The 19,367-nt window shown below is 43.7% G+C and carries 23 protein-coding genes; 12 read left to right on the forward strand and 11 right to left on the reverse strand.

Features of this window, described 5'->3' with window-relative positions:
• Positions 1–130 precede the first annotated feature (130 nt).
• The 6 genes from R7E47_RS01855 to deoD form a co-directional block, all read right to left on the reverse strand.
• Positions 131–1,261, reverse strand: a complete 1,131-nt coding sequence (locus tag R7E47_RS01855) for an HlyD family secretion protein (protein WP_005375134.1) — start codon at positions 1,259–1,261, stop codon at positions 131–133.
• Positions 1,261–1,641, reverse strand: coding sequence for a DUF3302 domain-containing protein (locus tag R7E47_RS01860; RefSeq protein ID WP_005375135.1), 381 nt, complete (start codon positions 1,639–1,641; stop codon positions 1,261–1,263). The genes R7E47_RS01855 and R7E47_RS01860 overlap by 1 nt, the downstream gene beginning before the upstream one ends.
• A 244-nt stretch (positions 1,642–1,885) precedes the next feature.
• Positions 1,886–3,469, reverse strand: a complete 1,584-nt coding sequence (locus tag R7E47_RS01865) for a GGDEF domain-containing protein (protein WP_053307917.1) — start codon at positions 3,467–3,469, stop codon at positions 1,886–1,888.
• Positions 3,453–4,937, reverse strand: coding sequence for a hypothetical protein (locus R7E47_RS01870; RefSeq protein ID WP_318083639.1), 1,485 nt, complete (start codon positions 4,935–4,937; stop codon positions 3,453–3,455). Before R7E47_RS01870 ends, R7E47_RS01865 begins: the two co-directional genes overlap by 17 nt.
• 166 nt (positions 4,938–5,103) lie before the next feature.
• The gene (locus R7E47_RS01875; RefSeq protein ID WP_005375138.1) at positions 5,104–6,573 is read right to left on the reverse strand and encodes a hypothetical protein; all 1,470 of its coding nucleotides are present in this window, start codon (positions 6,571–6,573) and stop codon (positions 5,104–5,106) included.
• A 70-nt stretch (positions 6,574–6,643) separates the two neighbouring features.
• Complete coding sequence (deoD, locus tag R7E47_RS01880; protein ID WP_005375140.1) at positions 6,644–7,354, reverse strand: purine-nucleoside phosphorylase; 711 nt, start codon at positions 7,352–7,354, stop codon at positions 6,644–6,646.
• A 398-nt stretch (positions 7,355–7,752) separates the two neighbouring features.
• Between deoD and R7E47_RS01885 the strand changes: the two genes are divergently transcribed.
• The 4 genes from R7E47_RS01885 to R7E47_RS01900 are packed head-to-tail and all read left to right on the forward strand — an operon-like array spanning position 7,753 to position 11,864.
• Positions 7,753–8,703 (forward strand): YbgA family protein, encoded by a 951-nt coding sequence (locus tag R7E47_RS01885; protein WP_053350049.1) that lies wholly within the window; start codon positions 7,753–7,755, stop codon positions 8,701–8,703.
• Positions 8,693–9,493, forward strand: a complete 801-nt coding sequence (locus R7E47_RS01890; protein WP_318083640.1) for a MerR family transcriptional regulator — start codon at positions 8,693–8,695, stop codon at positions 9,491–9,493. Before R7E47_RS01885 ends, R7E47_RS01890 begins: the two co-directional genes overlap by 11 nt.
• A gap of 22 nt (positions 9,494–9,515) precedes the next feature.
• Positions 9,516–10,931 (forward strand): deoxyribodipyrimidine photo-lyase, encoded by a 1,416-nt coding sequence (gene phrB / locus R7E47_RS01895; protein ID WP_258669823.1) that lies wholly within the window; start codon positions 9,516–9,518, stop codon positions 10,929–10,931.
• A 6-nt stretch (positions 10,932–10,937) separates the two neighbouring features.
• Positions 10,938–11,864, forward strand: coding sequence for a L,D-transpeptidase family protein (locus R7E47_RS01900; protein WP_025768560.1), 927 nt, complete (start codon positions 10,938–10,940; stop codon positions 11,862–11,864).
• Between the two features lie 189 nt (positions 11,865–12,053).
• On the opposite strand, the gene R7E47_RS01905 is transcribed toward R7E47_RS01900, so the two are convergent.
• The 5 genes from R7E47_RS01905 to R7E47_RS01925 all read right to left on the reverse strand — a co-directional run bounded on the left by R7E47_RS01905 (position 12,054) and on the right by R7E47_RS01925 (position 16,497).
• Positions 12,054–13,100 carry a tyrosine-type recombinase/integrase gene (locus R7E47_RS01905; protein WP_318083641.1) on the reverse strand — a complete coding sequence of 349 codons (1,047 nt, stop codon included), beginning with the start codon at positions 13,098–13,100 and terminating at the stop codon, positions 12,054–12,056.
• Positions 13,101–13,138: 38 nt separating this feature from the next.
• On the reverse strand, positions 13,139–13,960 hold the full coding sequence (locus R7E47_RS01910) for a hypothetical protein (protein WP_318083642.1): 822 nt from the start codon (positions 13,958–13,960) through the stop codon (positions 13,139–13,141).
• Complete coding sequence (locus R7E47_RS01915) at positions 13,957–14,382, reverse strand: hypothetical protein (protein ID WP_318083643.1); 426 nt, start codon at positions 14,380–14,382, stop codon at positions 13,957–13,959. The genes R7E47_RS01910 and R7E47_RS01915 overlap by 4 nt, the downstream gene beginning before the upstream one ends.
• Before the next feature lies 1 nt (position 14,383).
• A complete protein-coding gene (locus R7E47_RS01920; protein WP_318083644.1) occupies positions 14,384–15,436 on the reverse strand; it encodes a hypothetical protein in 1,053 nt (350 codons plus the stop codon).
• A 455-nt stretch (positions 15,437–15,891) separates the two neighbouring features.
• Positions 15,892–16,497, reverse strand: a complete 606-nt coding sequence (locus R7E47_RS01925; RefSeq protein WP_318083645.1) for a helix-turn-helix domain-containing protein — start codon at positions 16,495–16,497, stop codon at positions 15,892–15,894.
• A gap of 192 nt (positions 16,498–16,689) precedes the next feature.
• On the opposite strand from R7E47_RS01925, the gene R7E47_RS01930 reads away from it, so the two are divergent.
• The 8 genes from R7E47_RS01930 to R7E47_RS01965 all read left to right on the forward strand — a co-directional run bounded on the left by R7E47_RS01930 (position 16,690) and on the right by R7E47_RS01965 (position 19,362).
• Complete coding sequence (locus R7E47_RS01930; RefSeq protein ID WP_318083646.1) at positions 16,690–16,890, forward strand: hypothetical protein; 201 nt, start codon at positions 16,690–16,692, stop codon at positions 16,888–16,890.
• Entirely contained in the window at positions 16,887–17,048 is a 162-nt protein-coding gene (locus R7E47_RS01935; RefSeq protein ID WP_318083647.1) for a hypothetical protein, read from the forward strand. Before R7E47_RS01930 ends, R7E47_RS01935 begins: the two co-directional genes overlap by 4 nt.
• Positions 17,035–17,574, forward strand: coding sequence for a phage regulatory CII family protein (locus tag R7E47_RS01940; RefSeq protein WP_318083648.1), 540 nt, complete (start codon positions 17,035–17,037; stop codon positions 17,572–17,574). The genes R7E47_RS01935 and R7E47_RS01940 overlap by 14 nt, the downstream gene beginning before the upstream one ends.
• A 9-nt stretch (positions 17,575–17,583) precedes the next feature.
• Complete coding sequence (locus tag R7E47_RS01945; protein ID WP_318083649.1) at positions 17,584–17,922, forward strand: hypothetical protein; 339 nt, start codon at positions 17,584–17,586, stop codon at positions 17,920–17,922.
• A 72-nt stretch (positions 17,923–17,994) separates the two neighbouring features.
• The gene (locus R7E47_RS01950) at positions 17,995–18,423 is read left to right on the forward strand and encodes a hypothetical protein (protein ID WP_318083650.1); all 429 of its coding nucleotides are present in this window, start codon (positions 17,995–17,997) and stop codon (positions 18,421–18,423) included.
• Positions 18,420–18,710 carry a hypothetical protein gene (locus R7E47_RS01955; protein ID WP_318083651.1) on the forward strand — a complete coding sequence of 97 codons (291 nt, stop codon included), beginning with the start codon at positions 18,420–18,422 and terminating at the stop codon, positions 18,708–18,710. The genes R7E47_RS01950 and R7E47_RS01955 overlap by 4 nt, the downstream gene beginning before the upstream one ends.
• A complete protein-coding gene (locus tag R7E47_RS01960) occupies positions 18,710–18,937 on the forward strand; it encodes a hypothetical protein (RefSeq protein WP_318083652.1) in 228 nt (75 codons plus the stop codon). Before R7E47_RS01955 ends, R7E47_RS01960 begins: the two co-directional genes overlap by 1 nt.
• Positions 18,934–19,362, forward strand: coding sequence for a hypothetical protein (locus R7E47_RS01965; protein WP_318083653.1), 429 nt, complete (start codon positions 18,934–18,936; stop codon positions 19,360–19,362). The genes R7E47_RS01960 and R7E47_RS01965 overlap by 4 nt, the downstream gene beginning before the upstream one ends.
• Positions 19,363–19,367: the final 5 nt, after the last annotated feature.

Here is a 19,367-nt window from a genome sequence, read left to right on the forward strand (position 1 = left end):
ATACAGAATATTAATAAAAGTGGGAATGCTATCTATCTGGATGGCTAGAATGAATCAGGGGCTGATCGTCAGCCCCTGATTACACGGTTTGATGTTATTTTTACCAATAAATGAATGCGCTATATGTTCATTAATGGTCGAGGTATAAATAGTTCTGCCAGCTCTTCATACGAATAAGCACTTTGCGCATCACTGATACGTGAGTAAAGCTGTCTGAATAAACTGCAACTTCAACCGCAGTACCCATTGGTAGGTGGTATCCACTCAAGTCGTCGGTAATTTTCAGCTTCGCAAAAACACGTCCGCTCGTGCGCAAGGCATCAGTCCCAAGCAGAGCGCCTCGCGCTTGAATTTGGCTTTCACCAATGGCTGGAATCACGTCAATGACTTCGCCACGGAACACTTTGCCCGGAATTGCGCGGAACATAAATTCTGCTTCAAAGCCTGGCTTCAAGCGTTGTAATGAGTTCTGTCTGAATGCCGCGGTGTACGTAATGTCTTCGGTATGTACGAAGGTCATTGCCGGGGCAAGTGGCAACGGCACAGCCATCACTCCAGGACGTAAAGCCAATTGCGTAACGTAACCATCGGTTGGCGCACGAACGACGGTTTGCTCTAGGTTAAACTCTGCTTTACGCAGCTCGGCAAGAAGTTGCGCGACTTGGGTATTTTCGCCTCCGATTTCAGAGTCCAGAGCGATTTGCGCTTGTTCTTGTTGCAAAATCGCAACGTCTAACATGGCTTCTGCCGCTTTATACGCTTGGCGTCGAGTATCCAAATCTTGTTCAGTAAACGCGCCACGATCAAAGCCCCTTTGATATCGGCTAAATTCCCTTTGTGCTTTATCTCTGTCCGCTTGCGCTTTCAATACAGCAGCTTCTGCCTCTCTTAGATCAGACTCTAAGCCCAACGCACCTTGGCTTGCTTCTTTGACTTTCGCTTCCAGGCGAGCAACTTCTGCTTCAAAAGGCACAGGATCGATTTTGAAAAGAATATCGCCCGTTTTGAGCGGTTGGTTGGCCTGGACTGGCACTTCCACCACGCGGCCACGCACGCCAGAGACGATAGGCGTAGTCGGGAACACTTGGTTACCCAATTGAGTAAATGGGTGGTTGTAGTTCATAAGCAGCACGAGTGTGCCCACTAACACTACGCCGCCAAGTACGGCGGTTGGAACGGTCCATTTGTTTAGAGGAATATTGAAAATTTTAAAAATGGCAATACAAAGAGCTGCGTAAGTCAGAATCAGCAATAAGTCCATTATTCGTCCTCTTTACTTTGTTCAGGCAAAGGCTTTTGCTGAATCTTTTGTTGTTTCAACATCGATACTTCGTTTTTGAGTTCGTTGACTTCATCGATGAGTTCTTCAAGGCGGTGATGAATGTCGTGTGTTTCTTGTTCTAGTTGTTTAAAACCCCAGCCGCGTTCCTTGCGCCATAATGTTGCCCAGATCCATAAAAATGGCCACAGCGCATGCAAAGTGAAAAGGCTGACCCAGCCAGCGTAGTGAATTGCGTCTTGGTGCGGGTGCTCTCTCTCTTTGGCGATTTCATATGGAATATCATGGATGACAATGATTCCGTAAAAGATCACTAAAGCAACGAAGATGAGTAACCCAAGTGCAAAATAGTCTAGAAACATCTTACCTACCTGTGCGTATTGCGAAATGGAAAATCTACGTAAATTAACAATTTAAGTATTTGTCTTAACTACAGATGAATCAAGCGGTTTTTATGTAGGAATTATGTTTATGCGATGTAAGTATCCACTGATGTTTATTGGCAGCTAAGGTGTTGCTGAGTACTTATTTAAACAAGCAGTGAAGTGATATAGGAAGGATAAGTAAAAAGTATACTAAAGCCCCAGGTGTCAACCGGGGCATGGTTTAAAGTTCGGTACAGACTTGGTTTCTGCCATTGGCTTTGGCGCGATAAAGAGCTTTGTCTGCACGATAAAAAGTTCGCTGAGTATTCTCGCCTTCTCGATGCAAGGTAATCCCTATGGATACGGTCAGCCCCCGTTCACCAAGAATATCGTCCCAACCATATTGATAAATCCGTTCACGATAATTCTCGGCATGCATTTCTGCGCGTTCCAGTTGGGTATTCTCAAGGATCACGAGGAACTCTTCACCACCAAATCGTACGCACGATGCGCCTTTAAATCTGAAGTAGGACGCCAGTTCCTGTGACACACTTTTGATCGCTTTGTCGCCAACCAAGTGGCTTAGTTCGTCATTGATGGATTTGAAGTGATCGATATCGATGACCATCAATGCAAATGCAGTATCGTGCAGAAGTAGATCTTTTAGTTTAACTTCTAACCAGCGTCGGTTGTGTAAAGACGTAAGTGGATCGGTAAAGACGTCCTGCTGTAGCTGAGCAACAGTATTTTTATGCTGCTTGGTGGTTTCTTTTAGTTCTTTGTTTTCTAGCTCTGACAAAATGAGTTTGAGTTGTAACTCAAAGCGTGAAAGTCGGCGTAGTTGAGCAGACCCTAACTCACCGATCGGAATATGTTTTACAAGATCAGATTCGATTCTATGCGCTTTTTTTTCACAATTTAATGCTTCTTGATACAACCCTTGAGAGGCGTAAACTTGACTCATCGCGTTATAAAAATGCTGAGTAACGATAGGAGATAGCTGCTTTTGAATCCTTTTACTGATGGAGTCCAACGTTAAATTAGCTAAAGAAGTGTGCCCTACACCGTTTAGACAATACGCAGTCTCAATTTTGACCATCGTGGATAACCAGTATGTCGTGGCACTACCCGTTGTATACTGAACATTCGAAATAGCCAGCAACGCATTGGGGTAGTCTTCTTGCAGACGATGTAATTTGGCTCGGTAGAGGTGAATTTGTGCGGCGAGGTTTTTATCACTGACGAGAATGCTCAGTTCTTCACATTCACTCAATAGTTCTTTGGCGTCTGCGGTACGGTTTAAGCTGATATAACATGCAAGCATGTACAGCTTGTAACGAAGGCGTAGGGATCGACTGCCAATAGCGTGATCGATAGCATCTATTTTTTGATAATAACGTAATGCACGTTGGTGATCCCCATAGGCATCGCACAAATTACCCATTCCAATAATGGCCAATACGTACTCATCAATATAGCCGTACTCGACGGCGATATTGGTTGAAGCAACATACTCGGTTAATGCCGCATTGTAGTCACCTACTTCAACTAAACGCTCACTCAAGCTTGCTTTCACTGAAAGAATATCTTCTACATCCTCTGGTAAAACAAGCAACTCAAGCGCTTGTTTCAATTCACTAATGCTGTCGTTGAGCTGTTTGATCTCTCTTCGATACTCGGCGCTAATGATATAGCAATGCGCTTTCTCTCGGTTTGTTGACGCAATATGTAACCCTATGTGTTCCCATAGCGTAATCGCTTCTTCACCTGAAACGGAAGAAGGATCGATACCTGCGTCAGTCACCTTGCTAAGCAGTTGTTCCATTCTTCATTACCTCAATATAACTTTCTTCGAGCTGTTCTAACGTGAATGGGAAGGTCAGGATATCTTGCAAATACAGTATCGGTTTAGGGCCTTTGATTCCGCGTCGCTTCCATGGATAGATGTCTAACATCGCTTGGACAGTGCGGTAGACCTCTTCTGCTGCTTGACCTTTTTCTGCAATTAACATTGCTAGCCTGTTACTGGAAATTCTCGAGATGAGGTCGCTGGAGGTTGTCAATGCATGAACGAGCTCGGTACAAACATCGAGAACTTCGGGGTTTGAATGCTGAATCATAATGATGGCGTGGTTAGAGCGTTTGAGCTCCGTTTTAAACAAAACTAACTGTTCCCACCAGTAGGTCTCAGAAACGACATTAGAGAACTGTTTTTCAGGGTCGTATTCGTGTTGAGAGCGAATATGATTGATCAGCTTACGTGCTCGCTGCTCTAGTTGGCGTTTAGAGCCTCTTGCTTTATCCATGCTGATTCGATGAGTTTGTTCTTTGAGCATTTTGAGTGCGTGCTTACGGTATTTCTTGAACGCGTTAAACGCAGACTCAAAGTCACCTTGTTCTTCAGCGACTCGTGATTGTTGGAAGCAAATTTGGCTGAGTAGCTCACCGTGGTCGAAACTGAGTGCAGATTCTTCTGCTGCAAGTAGCAACTTGGCAGCGCTGTCTGTATTTTGGCGCAAAAGCTCAAGTCTTGCTCGGCTAATAAAAGAGTGTGCTTTCATCCAAACGAGGTCATGCTCAATGGCAAGCTGGTGGGCTTTTTGGGTGGCTTCTTCGGCCGCATCAAGGCGTTCTAGTCCAAGCAGTGCTAACCCTTTAAAGTCCCAGATCTCGGCTTGCCACGTACTGTCATCATGATCTTTTAATACTTCGGTTGCTCCATCTAGTACCGTAAGCATCTCGACAAACTTATTTAGTATGTAATAGTCCCAAGCTAATAGGATGCGCGCTTTGCCTTCTAACCAAGCAATACGAACATTGTTTGCCACTTTAACGGCTAACTCATGAGTTGAAGCGGCAAGTTGGTGTTCATTAGTGATGCGCCATACATTACCAAGCCCAATTAGAGATTCGATTTGAATTTCAACATCATCAACAAGAGCAGATTGTTCGAGCGCATTAATCCAATATTGTTGCGCGGAATAATACTTTGCTTGGCCCCAATATTGGAGTGCAAAAAGATGGAGAATTTCCGGGAGATGATCGTCGGTTTCAAGCTGTGTTTGTTTGCTGTAAGCGTCTTTGACGAGTTTTAAGCCTTGTCGGTAATCCATTAGGCACCAACAGCATTGCGCCATGATGAGTAAGGCTTTGATCTCTCCGTCCACAAATAAAATTTGTTCCGCGCGGATACGATATTGCTGCGCAATATTAAAGGTATGTTTAGGGGCCGATTTTATTTGGCCTTTAAGCTTAGTGAGATCATCTTCTAGCTGAATTTGGTTTTTATCCAACGTTCACATCCATGACTATCGAACTGGAAATCACACCTAATATTAAGTGGTTAGATGCATGTTTCTTTACCAAAGCGATGCGGATAACGTTTTGGTAAACGATCAGGGGCCGTAATGTATACCGTTACAACCCCTAATTACTACATCTAAATTACCAATAGAATAGCTACGATAGGAGCTGTTTGATTGTCAAAGGTGCATCAGAGACTTCTAACCTTTGTGCAGCGGTAAGACCTTGTTTATCCTGATAGCACAAATTATGCCAAGCTCTGAATATATCTAAAAGAGGTAAAATACCAGCAGGTCGTAATTTGCGACGTGGCTCGTTAATGAAGCTTTCGAAAAGAATCTGAAAGCGGTTTTGATAAAACTTCACATGACGAGTTGTCGCAACGTTAAACCATTTTTCAGGCTCATTTTGATCGCCAGCGAGGTAGCAAATGCCTTTGTGGTTTTCGTTTTGACTAGAGATTGCCCAACGATCGCGCCACCAACTCATATAGGCGATATCGACTTTGCCAAAGGGAGTGCTCATGTCCCAACTAGCGTCCTCTTCTACGTACATCAAGTCGACACTTTTCTCTTTAATACGAGGTAAACAAACGCTCAGTGCAGCTGAACGTAGTAGGGGATCTTGAGGCATGTATAGAGATACACGTTTGTTTGGGCAGCACATATCAAGTACGTGCAAATAGTGTGCATACGAGGTGTATGGCGGACGGACTAATGCCCCTTTTGAAGGGTAATGAAATACAGATAGATTACCAAGAGGGTCTTCTACGTTACCGCGAGCCAAAATTGTTTGGTATTTTTGGTCAATTCGCTCTCTGAGGTGATAAGAAGGTTCCGCAAGCGGCTCACTTGCTTCCGCTACGTACTCCTGGGAAACAAAACGAGACACCTCATCGTAAGGATTATGATCGAGAGTTGCGATTGGCTCTTCATCAGCGGAATAATTGACGTGCTGGCAAAGAATATAGCCAGAATGCGCTTCGCCAGAAACAATCCAATACACACCATTATTGCTGTTCGGTTGCAATGCAATATAGTTTGAGGCCAATTCATAATGCGTTGCGTGGTTTACCCAGCGCGCATCAATGGTTGCCAGCTTACGGCGGCAGCGGCTAGCTATATGGTCAACATGGTCGTAAAAGGTTTTTGGGTTAATACTAAGCTTACGGCAGATTTCTCGTACGGAATATCCCGTAAACAACAAGCCCATCAAGTTCTCTTGAAATTGAAGCTTCTTGTTGGCACCAGACCACTTGTCGACAAAGGTACTTTGACACACTTTACAGCGGTAACGTTGGCGATCGCCACTGTAACCGAAAGCGTGATAGAGGTGTTTGTGAGTGTGGACAGAAAGTCCAAAGTTGTCGCAATCATCATTACGGCAAGCAGGCAACCCGTCACTGTGGACGTGCCGCAGGCGATGAAGTTCGTTCACGACATCGCGATTATTAAGTAAGGGGGGGAAAGCTCCACATTCACGGCATACCATCGCCGGACGCTTAGGGTTCGCATGTTGCAGAACGTAACGCTTTGCATCACTCAATCCAAAGTTGTCACACGCCAATGTTTTACAAAAGTTGAGTTGTAACCCATCTGCGTCTTTTGGCAGTTCGCCGTTAGACACAATCGCCCCCTCGGGATAATTCGGGCAGCCAGCATAACTCTGGCTGCAAATTATTACTTACTATTTGTTCTTAGATGTTGATTGCAGTTTCTAGTGCAACTTTCATCATGTCGTTGAACGACTTCTGACGCTCTTCTGAGCTTAGTTTTTCACCACGGATGATGTGGTCAGAAACTGTCAGGATAGTCAGTGCTTTCGCGCCTAGGTCAGCTGCTACGCCGTAGATACCAGCCGCTTCCATGTCTACACCTAGGATGCCTAGTTTTTCCATCTTCTCGAAGATGTCTGCTTCTGGTGTGTAGAACAGGTCAGCAGAGAATACGTTACCTACTTTTACAGGCACTTCCTGAGCGCGCGCTTGGTTAACTGCTTCTTCTAGAAGACCGTAATCAGCGATTGCTGCGAAATCGTGGTTGTTGAAACGGATACGGTTAACTTTAGAGTCTGTAGAAGCACCCATACCGATAACAACGTCCATTAGTTTCACGTCGTCACGTACTGCACCACAGCTACCCACACGGATAACGTTTTTCACGCCGTATTCAGCGATTAGCTCGTGTACGTAGATACAGCAAGACGGGATACCCATGCCGTGGCCCATTACAGAAACTTTTTTGCCTTTGTAAGTGCCAGTAAAGCCGAACATGTTGCGAACGTCACAAACTTGTTTCACATCTTCTAGGAACGTTTCAGCGATGTATTTAGCGCGCAACGGGTCGCCTGGCATTAGAACTGTTTCAGCGAAATCACCTGGTTGTGCGTTAATGTGTGGGGTTGCCATAAGTGCTCTCCAAAGTTTTGTTTTGATAAAACGCCTCTATTATAGAACGCTATTACCAATTCTGTTGAACTTGTTCGTTTTCGTTGAGGCAATAATATCGGGACGTACAGTAGCCCCTTGAGAGCTTAGTCACAAAAACCACGCATTTAGAAACTGCAACTACTATTGATAACCAAATCTGTTGAAATCAAAAGAGCAATCGATTTGCTTTTGAGCAGTTTGTCGATTGCGCGCACAAATTCTTTGTTTTTGGGCCAAACTTTTTTCTGACAGCTGGTTGATCGAAATACTTTCGAGTGAAGTAAAACGATTAAATTGTACAACTTATTTTCTTGTACAATCTGGAAAGGCTTGCTATAAGTTATACAACAAAACTTTTTGTATAGGGATGCGTCATCATGGAATCTTCAATCAAAGTAGGTATCAGTTCGTGTGTTTTGGGTGAACGAGTGCGTTTTGACTCTGGTCATAAGGTGAGCAACTTTGTGACTAAAGAGCTCAGCCCGTATTTTGACTTTGTTTCGGTATGCCCTGAAGTCGGCGTAGGTATGCCAGTACCCCGTCCAACAATTCGTCTTGTTTCTAATGAAGAGCGTGTTGCATTGGTTGAAACCAAAAATCCAGAAAATGATCATACCGACAATATGCTCACTTACTCGGCCAATAAAGTAGATGAACTTCAAAGCGAGCAGCTTTGTGGTTACATCGTTTGTGCCAAGTCACCAACTTGTGGCATGGAGCGAGTCAAGGTTTACAGCAAGAACAGTGCTGCGAAAGAAGGTGTTGGCTTGTATACACAAACATTGATGCAAAAAATGCCTTGGTTGCCTGTTGAAGAGGATGGCAGACTTAACGATCCTGTATTGAAAGAAAATTTTATTACTCGAGTATTTTGTCTAAATGACTTTTACGGCTCGATGGATGGTGAGCCTACTCGTGGCAAAATCATCGACTTTCATTCGCGCTACAAACTGACGTTAATGGCACACCACCCAGAGTCATACCGCTCCCTTGGCCGCTTAGTCGCTGATGTCGCTAATTATGAAATTGAAGACTTTTACCAAGAGTATCGTTTAGGACTTATGAAGGCGTTAACGAATCGGGCTAGCCGCAAAAACAACACAAATGTGTTGATGCATTTACAAGGGTACTTCAAACGCTCACTAACTAAAGAAGAAAAAGAAGAGTTAGCGACAGTGATTCACGACTACCGTATCGGAATGCTGCCTCTGCTAGCACCACTTACATTGATTAAGCATTACTTAAATACTTACCCAGACGAATATTTAGCAAAACAGAAGTTTTTAGAACCGTATCCGCAGGAGATGAGATTACGCTATGGTTTGTAGTTCAGAAGAAAAACTATACGCGATCCGAGATGTCGCAGAAATCACGGGTGTAAAACCAGTTACGCTGAGAGCTTGGCAACGAAGATACAACTTGATCCAACCTCAGCGAACTGAAAAAGGACACAGACTTTATCGCCAGCAAGATCTCGATACGATTCGCGAAGTCCAGAGCTGGCTCGCGAAGGGGATTTCGATTGGTAAAGTGAAGGGGCTGCTAGGAAAAAGCGCCGATGTCGAAGTCAAAAACGAGGTTCGCACACTCGAAGAAGTTGAAAACATGCTGCTTGCGCTGTCTACCCTGAATCGAGGAAAAGCAGAGAGTTTACTTGCCTCTGTTCTTAAAGAGTATCCACTAAAACTCGTTATTGATCAGTTTATTAGCCCAGTATTTGATGCGCTAGACATGGTAAAAGGATCGCTGCGATCTTTACAGGTAGGGTTATTTCAGACTTGTTTGATCATTCGACTTGCCCTTGTTATCGATTCTGAAAACAAAGCCGCTTCCAAAGGAAAGTGTCTGCTCATTAGCTTTGAACAAAACAGAGAGTCTGAGAGTTGGATTCAAGCAGCGAAGCTTTGCGAACAAGGGTATCACACGACTTTGATCGATAAGGTTGATGATGTTTCTGGTCTACTAGATCACGAGGTCGTTGAAAATGGTTCGTTTATCTACCTTTTCTCCAACAAAGCGCTAGCTGCTAAACAAGTAGCGTCCATCAAAATGCTTCACGCACAGTTAGGTGATCGGATGGGGTGCTCTGAAGTGATAGAGAAATTACACCTAACTTAGTAGACAAAAGATAGGAGCTACCATGGTTTTAGTATGGTTTCGACGTGACTTACGTGCGTTAGACCACACGGCACTCAAAGCGGCGTTGGATTCAGGTCAGCCTGTTGTCGCTTGCTTTATCGCGACGCCAGAGCAGTGGCGGGAGCATCACATGGCGCCGATGCAGGCAGACCTCATTGCTCGTCGCTTAGCTTGTCTTAACGAGGAGCTTGAAAGCCTTAATATTCCTTTTTTGTACAAAGAGGTGCCGTCGTTTTTCGATTGTACAGATGTGATTAGTGGGTGGGCGGAAACACTTGAAGCCACGTCTGTTATGGCAAACATTCATTATGAGGTGAACGAACGAGAGCTGGATACACAAGTAAGTGAAGCGTTAGCTTCTCACGATATCGAATTTGAACTGTTTCATGACAAATGTGTGCACGCGCCAACGACGGTTCTTAATAAGCAAGGCGAATATTTTAAGGTATTTACGCCATTCAAGCGTGCTTGGTTAACGCAGTTCCATATGCCGACGGTAGTAAAACCTCACGAGCAAGCGCCACTCAATAAAAAGGTACTCGAACAATTAGAGTCGGCTCGATTTAATTCAAGCTTCACATTTAGCTATCCTCGAGAATCCAGTGAAGACTGGCTGGCTTCGACTAATGATATTTTGAAGCAGCTTAGGGAATTTGCACGGGAGCGCAGTGACGCGTATCAAAGCGAGCGAGACTTTCCAGCTATTGATGGCACTAGCCAACTGTCTCCATACCTTGCGATTGGCGCGCTATCACCAAGGCAGTGTATTGCTCGTTTGTATGCTGAAAATCAACAAAATGACCTTACAGAAGGGAAAGCAACTTGGCTAAGTGAGATCATTTGGCGTGAGTTTTATCAGCACCTATTGGTTTTCGAACCAAAACTCGTCAAAGGCAAAGGATTTATCGATTGGGAGGATAAAATCCAGTGGTCCTATGATGAGAAAGCCTTTGAGCGATGGAAGACAGGAACAACAGGATACCCAATCGTTGATGCAGCAATGCGTCAGCTCAATCAAACAGGCTGGATGCACAACCGATTACGTATGATTGTCGCGAGCTTTCTTACCAAGGACTTACATGTTGATTGGCGATGGGGAGAAGCGTACTTCATGAGTAAGCTGGTGGACGGCGATTTTGCAGCGAACAATGGTGGCTGGCAATGGTCTGCCTCTACGGGCTGTGACGGGCAGCCATACTTTCGTATTTTCAACCCGATAAGCCAAGGCGAAAAGTTCGATGCTAATGGTGAATTTGTGCGCCACTGGGTACCAGAAATCAAAAGTGTACCGAACAAATACATCCATAAACCTTGGACTTGGGAGGGCTTTTCTTTACTGGAATATCACAAGCCGATGGTTGATCACAAGACAGAAAGAGAGATAACCTTACAGCTCTTTAAAAGTGCCAAGGAATAGAGTGAAATGCTTAGCAAAAAGCGATCAATGAGTTTCGCAAAACGTACCCTGCTATCTGTGTCGTTATCTTTAGTGAGTGGTCTATCATTCGCTAAGATGTACGAATTACCAGAGGATGGAAGCCGTTTAATTGGTCGCCTTGAAAACCACGTCGTGCAAGAAGGCGAAACCATGGCAAATATCGCTAAGCTCTACGATGTGGGTATGCTAGGTTTAATGGCCGCAAACAAAGGCGTGGATCCCTTCTTACCAGAAGAGGGGCATGTTCTTACTATTCCGACACAGCTAATCCTCCCAGACGTACCTTATAAAGGTATCGTTATTAATCTAGCCGAGCTGCGCTTATATTACTTTCCGAAAGGAGAGGATATTGTCCATGTATTTCCTGTCGGAATTGGCCGAATAGGGCGCGATACCCCAGTAATGACAACGCGTATCAGCCAAAAACGACCGAACCCTACATGGACTCCTCCAGCCTCTATTCGTGCCGAGTACAAAGCAAAGGGCATTGACCTACCAGCCGTTGTTCCTGCGGGGCCTGATAATCCACTTGGTATGTTTGCATTGCGTTTAGCTTACGGGAATGGCGAATACCTAATTCATGGTACCAACAAGGACTTTGGGATTGGTATGCGGGTCAGCGCGGGTTGTATTCGTATGGACCCAAGTGACATTGAGTGGTTATTTGACAAGGTTCGTAACGGTGAAGACGTTAACATCATTAACCAGCCTATCAAAATGACACTTGAGCCTGACAGAAGTGTGTTCTTAGAAGCACATGAGCCTTTGACTCGTAGTAATGGCGAGAAAGATGAACTCAAAGTGCCGAAAGAGTTAAAGTGGTGGTTGGATGAATTCGGTATGAAAAACGTGAAGGCTAAAGCAGCAATCGCTGCACAGAATGGGGTTCCTATCGAAATAACCGCGCCTTAACGGGCGTTAAGACGCGGTATTAAATCTTACTTAGTGTAATACATAGCCATTCTGTGAGCCCTGTAAGAACAAGGGCTATCTAACTATATCAATGCCTTATGAAATGGTGCTTTTGCCAATATAGTCCAATAATCACCAGTATCAGGAAAGTTTGCCGCCATTTTGCCGCCACTTTTTTTAAATGTACCGCTACAATCCCAAGCTGGAAATGGGGTTTAACTCGGCTGCTTGAATCAGGTGATCGGGTGAAAAATGGGCATAACGCATTGTCATTTTGATGTCACTATGACCGAGGATTTTTTGTAGTACCAGAATGTTTCCACCTGCTTCCATAAACCGACTGGCAAACGTATGACGAAACACGTGCGTGTTTTGTCCTTCGGGTAAGTCAGGAAATGATTTGTTAACAATATACGCGATGCCGTGAAGACAGCATTTAAATAATTTATCCTTTTCGCCCGTTCGCTTAAACTTTATCAACTCGCCATAGAGTTTTTCTGTGATTGGCACAGTACGGTTCTTTTTACTTTTGGTATCAAGAAACGTAATCTTGTATTTCGTAATCTGTGTAAGACGAAGGTTATTAGCTTCGGAAATACGTGCACCAGTAGACAAGCAAATCTTGCAAACTAGTTCATATTCTTTGGCTCGTTTACTTTTGCTGATCCTGTCGAATAGCGCCGTAATATCTTCATTTGAGAAAAAGCCCATTTCTGATTCAGTAACTTGAATCGATTTAACACTGGCAAGTGGGTTTGGCTGGGTCCACTCGCCAAGGGAAATAAGCTCATTGAAGACGGCTCGTAAATATCTCAAATCGAGATTATTAGTAGGTGCGGAAATCGATTTCCCTGCAGTAGTCACATCCCCGTATCGGTTTTTTGCTTTTCGGCTAGAACGCCAATGAACAAATTCTTTTGCGGTAAACTTGATTGCAAACGGGTTGCCTAGTTCCTCAACGATGGTGCATAGGCGAGGGTGCACTTTTTCTGCCGATTTAAGGTACTGGCCGTGAAGTTTGTACCAGAGCTCGACCAAGTCTTGGAGTGTGCGTAAGTCCTTCTTTTCACCAAGCCAAGGTTTATCATCAACCTCGGCCATGGTGAACTTTTCAAATGCAAGCGCTTCGCCTTTAGTAGCGAAGCGTTTACGAATACGCTTACCAGAACGGCCCTGCGGGTAACACTCGCAGAGCCAAGGTTTTTTGTTATTGTCTTCTATTTTACGAACAGACATTCTTGCGGAACTTCATGTTTGTCGCTAAAGGAAAAACTCTACTTTTCGACTTCTCTAAACAGTAGTGAAAGAGCTTTTTGAACTTCAGATACTTCAATTGCTTTAGGGTTAACAGATATACTATGGTCGTAGATCTCTCTAAGAGACTCCATCGCTAGCCCCTCCCTGACTTTTTTTGCCTGAGTTGCACTTTTATCCATGGGTTTATAGACAAAATTACAAAAGAAGTGACGTATATTAAGATCAGTTCCTCTATCTAAAGCAATTTTAGCATCAGAAGTATAGGGTTTGTGTTCTAGGAAATCGTGGGATTCAAACAACTTGGTTATATCATCTCGATATTCTACCTCAACTCGTTGTTCAACATATTTTTTCCAATCTCCTTGCTCAGATAGGAAAGTTTTCCAATTTTTTACTTTAGCAGCAAAGTTGCCACTTTGAATGTATACTAATAAACCAGCTTTTTGGTCCTGTCTTACATAACGGGTGACCAGCTGTAAAATACCTTCAAACACTTTATCATTAGTCGTAAGCTTTTTGGCTTCTGCAATCCACTCTTGCCCAAAACCTTTGACAACTAAATCTACTGCCCCGCCACCTCTTTTAACCTGTGATTCAGCATCAAACAACTCACTGGCGTTAAGCTGCCTAATGAGATCGGATGTTAGTGAGTCCTCATCCTTGCCTAGCATTTGATCTGCGTCGTTTTCTAAGGCTTGAATATACTTACCAAGCTTATTGTAAAGAACAGCGACAAAATCATCATACTGTAGGTAAGTTGCATTGGGGAGGGCTACTTCTGCTTGCTTTTCTACGTTGACACTATCGGTTATAGCTTCAAAAATATCACCTTCGTTCATCCCTCTCTAAGCTCCGGGTGAATGAAACATGAAAAACCTAGCCTTTTGAGGTTTATATCGTTTAACTCTCGTCCCTTGGTGTCAACAGGTGGATAACCATGGGTTTTAGCTTCGAAGTATGACTCCGCTGTAATTTCAATTGTCTCATCACTATCTGGTGGGAAGTAACAAAATTGAAGCGAGAAGATTTTAATTGGCTTAGAAGATAAAAATAAAACGCTATCCATTAAGTTTTCTAAACCATCTGGTTCAGCGATATTAAGTAAATCAACGATGGAGTAGTATGTTTGGTTTGGATGCTCATATAAAAATTGTAGGGTATTGAGAATTTCTCGCACACTCGTGTGACCTCTAGCCTTCTCTTTGGCATAGGCTATTCGCTCTGTAAATCGTTTTATGTTAACTCGTCCGACGCGATTCATACTAAGACCTAGAAATAATGTTGCTGAGTGTATTTGAGAGAGTCATGCTGTCCTTGGGCTCTCGTATAGTTAGGCTGTAGCATTTTTTGTCACGCCACTCTTGTCTACCTGGTGAGAATTCAAGGTGCATTTCTTCATCTTGAGTTTGATTATACTTAATCTGTAGGATCATTTGCCAAGGATGGTAGGTGTTATTGTTCGCACTAAGCTTGTGAGTCATTAATTCAGGCCTACAGCAATGACCAGGATCGTTACTGGCACTAGAGGATTGATATGGTTTTTCCTCGAATGTGGCAACCCTTCCCCAACTGACTCTTCCAACATTTGTATCATCAAACAATGACTGTATGGCGTTGAAAAAGTTAATGGTGTCAGAGTCTGCCCCTGAATGTCTCATTTCAAGATCATTAATGAACGATGTTTTCAGCTCTTTCATTTCGTCATTAACAGAGCGTTTGGGAAGGTTCGAAGATAGTCTGTATTCTACTCTATCGCATGCGTGTGGGATGAAAACAGTGTGTAGCCATTGACTGTATTCGTCAAAGCGATTGTAAACTCGCTTAACCTTTACGGATGAATAGACGAGAGCGTAGCCGTCACCTAGATCTGATACCTTACATAGGCTGAAACCGATTGGGTAGCTTTGCCCATCTGTGAATTTAAACTTACAAGGGTATAGTTTTGCAGCGTCAGAAGTTCTGACTTTATTGCCTAACTGAGCGATTTTTTTTCTAATCGCACTCGCCTGTAATTGATCGAGTTCAACGATTTGGTAGATGTGATCAGCTTGACTAATAAAGCGATCAATTGCCTTTTCTAGATTGTCTTCAGTACAGCGAATTTTGTCTTGAGAAGTAGACTGAATATCACTAGCTATGCGTTGTTGCAGGGTAGACCACCTTCCCGCAGTACTAAAGCCATATTGTGATGCGATATAGCAAAAATAGTTAAGCCCATCATGATCCCCAAGGGAAGAAATCAGCTTTGTTAGTTGCTTATTCACTGGTGGATTTGTAGATTGAACTGACGAGTTTTGATTGTTGACGACGCCCATTAAGAATTCTTTTTAGTTAGTTAGACCTGTCGTTATTCTACAATGGTTTGCAATGCAAATAAATGCACCATGATGAATATTGAGAGGTTATGATAAGGATAGTGAGTAAATTTTTAGAGCAGCTAATTAAGCGAACCGCTAGCCCCTAAACTCACCCTCGAAATGATGGTCCAGGTTAAGTCGATCACGCCACTCTATTTGTTCTTTTCGTGATAAATTGTGGCGCTTAATAAAAGCTACCCAATTGACAGGTTCATTTAAGTGTTTTTGAAAAAGCTTGTTGATGCCAATGATGTTGAAGAGTTTTAGTAATATTGCTACTTGCCTATGCTTTGTCCAATTTTGGCCAGTGTTTGCACGGTGTGCATGCCATATAAAACTAATCCAATAACCATTGCGACAAGTATCATTCCTTTGGCTGCAAGCTTCATGGTGTTAATCTTTTTATTGATGGGCTACTTCTTCTTCATTTCCATAGCCACGCGGCCAAGGACTTTTATATCTTGTTCAGACACTTCAATTGTTGAAGTATCAAACGCGATCGCTAATTTCTTACCTGGTAAACGTTGCAGATAGTTCACCGAGATTACGCCATCTATATCAAGAACGTAGTCACCAGAAGCTGGCTTTTGTTCAGCGGTGTTTACGTATAGGTGAGTTCCATTTTGCTCAATCACAAACAGCTCACCTTTGACTAGTCCGAAGTCTTTAAGAGTCGACAATCCAAGATCGACAGTACCAGCCTTTTCTAGCTGCCCATTTGCGATGATGAACTTATCAATACTGCTCGTTGATGAGGAATTATTGTTCTCAGGAAAAGGTTCGCCCTCTCCTAAGGCCATGTAACGAACAGAAGCTCCCGTAGCCAAGTGAGTTCTGATTATCAATTCCCACCCAGTTCGGTTGTGCGTGTGCCATGTAGAAAACGTAGAGTTAGGAACACCATAGTAATCACTGAGCAATTCATATGTTTTGCACTCAGTTACCGTCTTTAGTTTTTCGGTAAATTCTCGACCACTAAGGTAGTCAAATGGTGGTACCTTGGCTGGAATTCTGCTCATTAGAGAAAAAGCCTCTATCTATTCTTGGTTAAATGAGTAATTAGTTGCTCAAATGCAATTTTTAACTTCTATTGTGAAAATAAAAATTGTCAAAGCAGAATTTTTGATCTAATAATTACTCAAATACGAAAATGGTTTATCAATCTCACTCAATAACCATCATTAAAATTTCAAACAAGTAGGATACCACTTATGGCAGCACTGCAAATAGCAATTGATGCGCCTGTATGCACAAAAAAGGAATTTTTGCGTCGTACTGGCATGTCTTCCTCTTCATTTGATCGCCAAAAAGACCTTGGCAACATTCCTATTGTTCCTAAATACGCCTCTAAGGGTCTGATTATGGTGAACATGGTCAAGTACATGGAAAAGCTAGCGGAGCAAAAAGTATGACCTTCGCAACGTCACGTAAAACCAAACTCACTCAGCAAGACACGAGTGAGTCATGGGAAGACAAATACCCAAACGAATGCACGCTGTGGCTCAATATCGTTGGGTGGTCATTCGTTTTCGTTTCTCTTCATTTGAGTATTCGATATGGACGCAAATAACTCAATGTGCGTATTGCGTGAACGCAAACAACAAGCTTTTGATGCGGCTTGCTGTGATTTTGTCGTTAATCACGATGTTGAAGCTATTGCCCGTAAGCTAGAACTGAGCGGTACCATGCTTCGCAACATGCTGAACCCAAATCAACCGCACGTACTTAAGCCCGTTGTGCTTGCTTCTATAAGCCGAGTATCAGGCGACTACTCAATCGTAAACACGTTATTTGCCGATGATGGGGTGGTGACTGTCCCACTACCAAAAGCAGAAGATGACCTGAACCTGCTTGAACGATTTCTAAAACTAAACATCCATTCCGGTGAGCTTTCTAGCGATGCGTTGGCAATGTGCACCGCAGAGCGTTTACCGCGATCTACCAAACGCAAAACACTCGCCAAGGCTCAAGCGGCTTTAGGCAACTTGGTTTTGCTTATCAATGACCTCGAAAACCGCACCACAGGATTACAGCCACTCATGCAAATGGGATCAGATTTCCTTGCCAACGGTGCACCACTTCCAGGTTTAGCCTAAGGAGCAATAATGAGTCAGTTAGCTATTCAACAACAAGAGCGCCAACCGAGTGCTCCCGATGCAAGTGAAAGCATTGCCGCATGCAAAGCACTTTTCAACGGTTCCGCAACACGCGGCAAGCTGAGAAAGATGTTCAACGAACTGCCAGACAAAAGCCGTGGCTTAGTTCTTATCGCTGGCGGCATGTCTCCAAAAGATTACCAACGTGAGTTTGAGTCCTTCGATGATTTAGAGCTGCAAAAAATCCGTTCAGGAATGCAGTACCTCAAAGAGATGATCGTGGGCTTTGACAACACGCTCGGCGATGTTCGTCGCCTCAAACACTACCAATTCAGTAACACCCATTAATCACCAAGCCAGCCGTTTTGCCCCCGCAGTATCCATGGGGGCCTTTTTTCGTCTAAGCGTAGGAACAGAGAGATGAATACCAATCAAAAGTTAACCGAAGCAAGAAACCTCATAGACCAAATTCTCAACCGTAATGTAGGAACGATTGGGCATGCGGATTTACCAGCAGAAGCACTAGCGCAAAAGCAAAAGTTATTTAGCGGACTGAACACCAACCGTGAAGTGTTAGACGTTGTTAACGCTATTAATGCGCTGGCGATCAGTAATCACGATGTGATTGAAATTCACGTTGGGTATGTAGCTAGCGTCAATTGGTTTGAGGCAAGAGTTTTTGTGAAAGGCTGTAAATACGACGTTACTGATGAACCGTTGTTTGACTCGCGAGCTCGACTTGGTGAAGAAGATACCGGAACTCAGCTATTAGCAATCGAAAGCGAGATAACAGAACTAATCATCGAAGCCCGTGAAGCTGCCGAAGCGAAAGCGGAGGTGGGGGCATGAGTTCAATAACCATTTCGCAAAATATCCAACACTTACTAGATAACGTTATTGATAGTGGTAATGCGCAAAAAGAAGCGCGTCAAGCCGTAGTGAAAGCATCGCAGAAATACCAAACAGCCCAAGACCTAATCTCTGCTTATCTGCACGAAGAAGCAGGAAAATGCGATCAAGTAGCGAATCATTTTTTCACTGAAGAAGGTGTTTTATATCGAGGTCAGTTGTTTCAATTCGATGATGAAGGGGTGCTTACTGTAGTTGATGGCCCAAGTGTTGTGGAGGTGGGCTAATGGAATATGCAGCAATCATGCTTTGCCCTGATGGTGGTGTTGTTCGTCATGAAGACACTCAAGAAGTTGCCAATGTAATGGTTGGCGACTTCGACTCACTAGACCAGGCGATCGAACAGGCATGTGTTTCCCTTAGTTGTACTCACCTAACCAAAGGTGTGTTGAGCAAGGGCAACGGAAAAGGCGGTTTTATGGTAGTGACTACGCAAGAGTTGGAGGCGGTATGAGACAAGATTACATCTACGAACTAGACGGCCACATAGGTCAATCCGCGATCGCGAAAGCGTTTGGCGTTCCACTGGGTACTTTGAAATCTCGCCTACGTAACGGCAAGACGATTCGTGAAGCTGTTCATTTTGTTGATGGCCGGGAAAACAATTGCGGTGTTGCTACTCACGAGTGGAAGGGAATCAAAGGTATCGACAATATCGGCAAAGCTATTGGTACCACGCACACCACAATCTACAAGCATTTGAAAGCAGGTTGCACTCTGGATGAAGCGGTCGCCAAGGTTCAGAAAAGCCAAAAGCGGGCTGAGCAAGTTCGCAAGTTTCGCGCTAAATCTAAAGCTAAGCCAATAGAGCAGGTAGGTATTAAGAAACCAACGGAAATTCCAGAGCTTTGGCGTTTGGCTCTAGGTTTGGGTGGATAAGAACA

Source organism: Vibrio sp. Vb1026 (genome assembly GCF_033338745.1).
Classification (GTDB): Bacteria; Pseudomonadota; Gammaproteobacteria; order Enterobacterales; family Vibrionaceae; genus Vibrio; species Vibrio alginolyticus.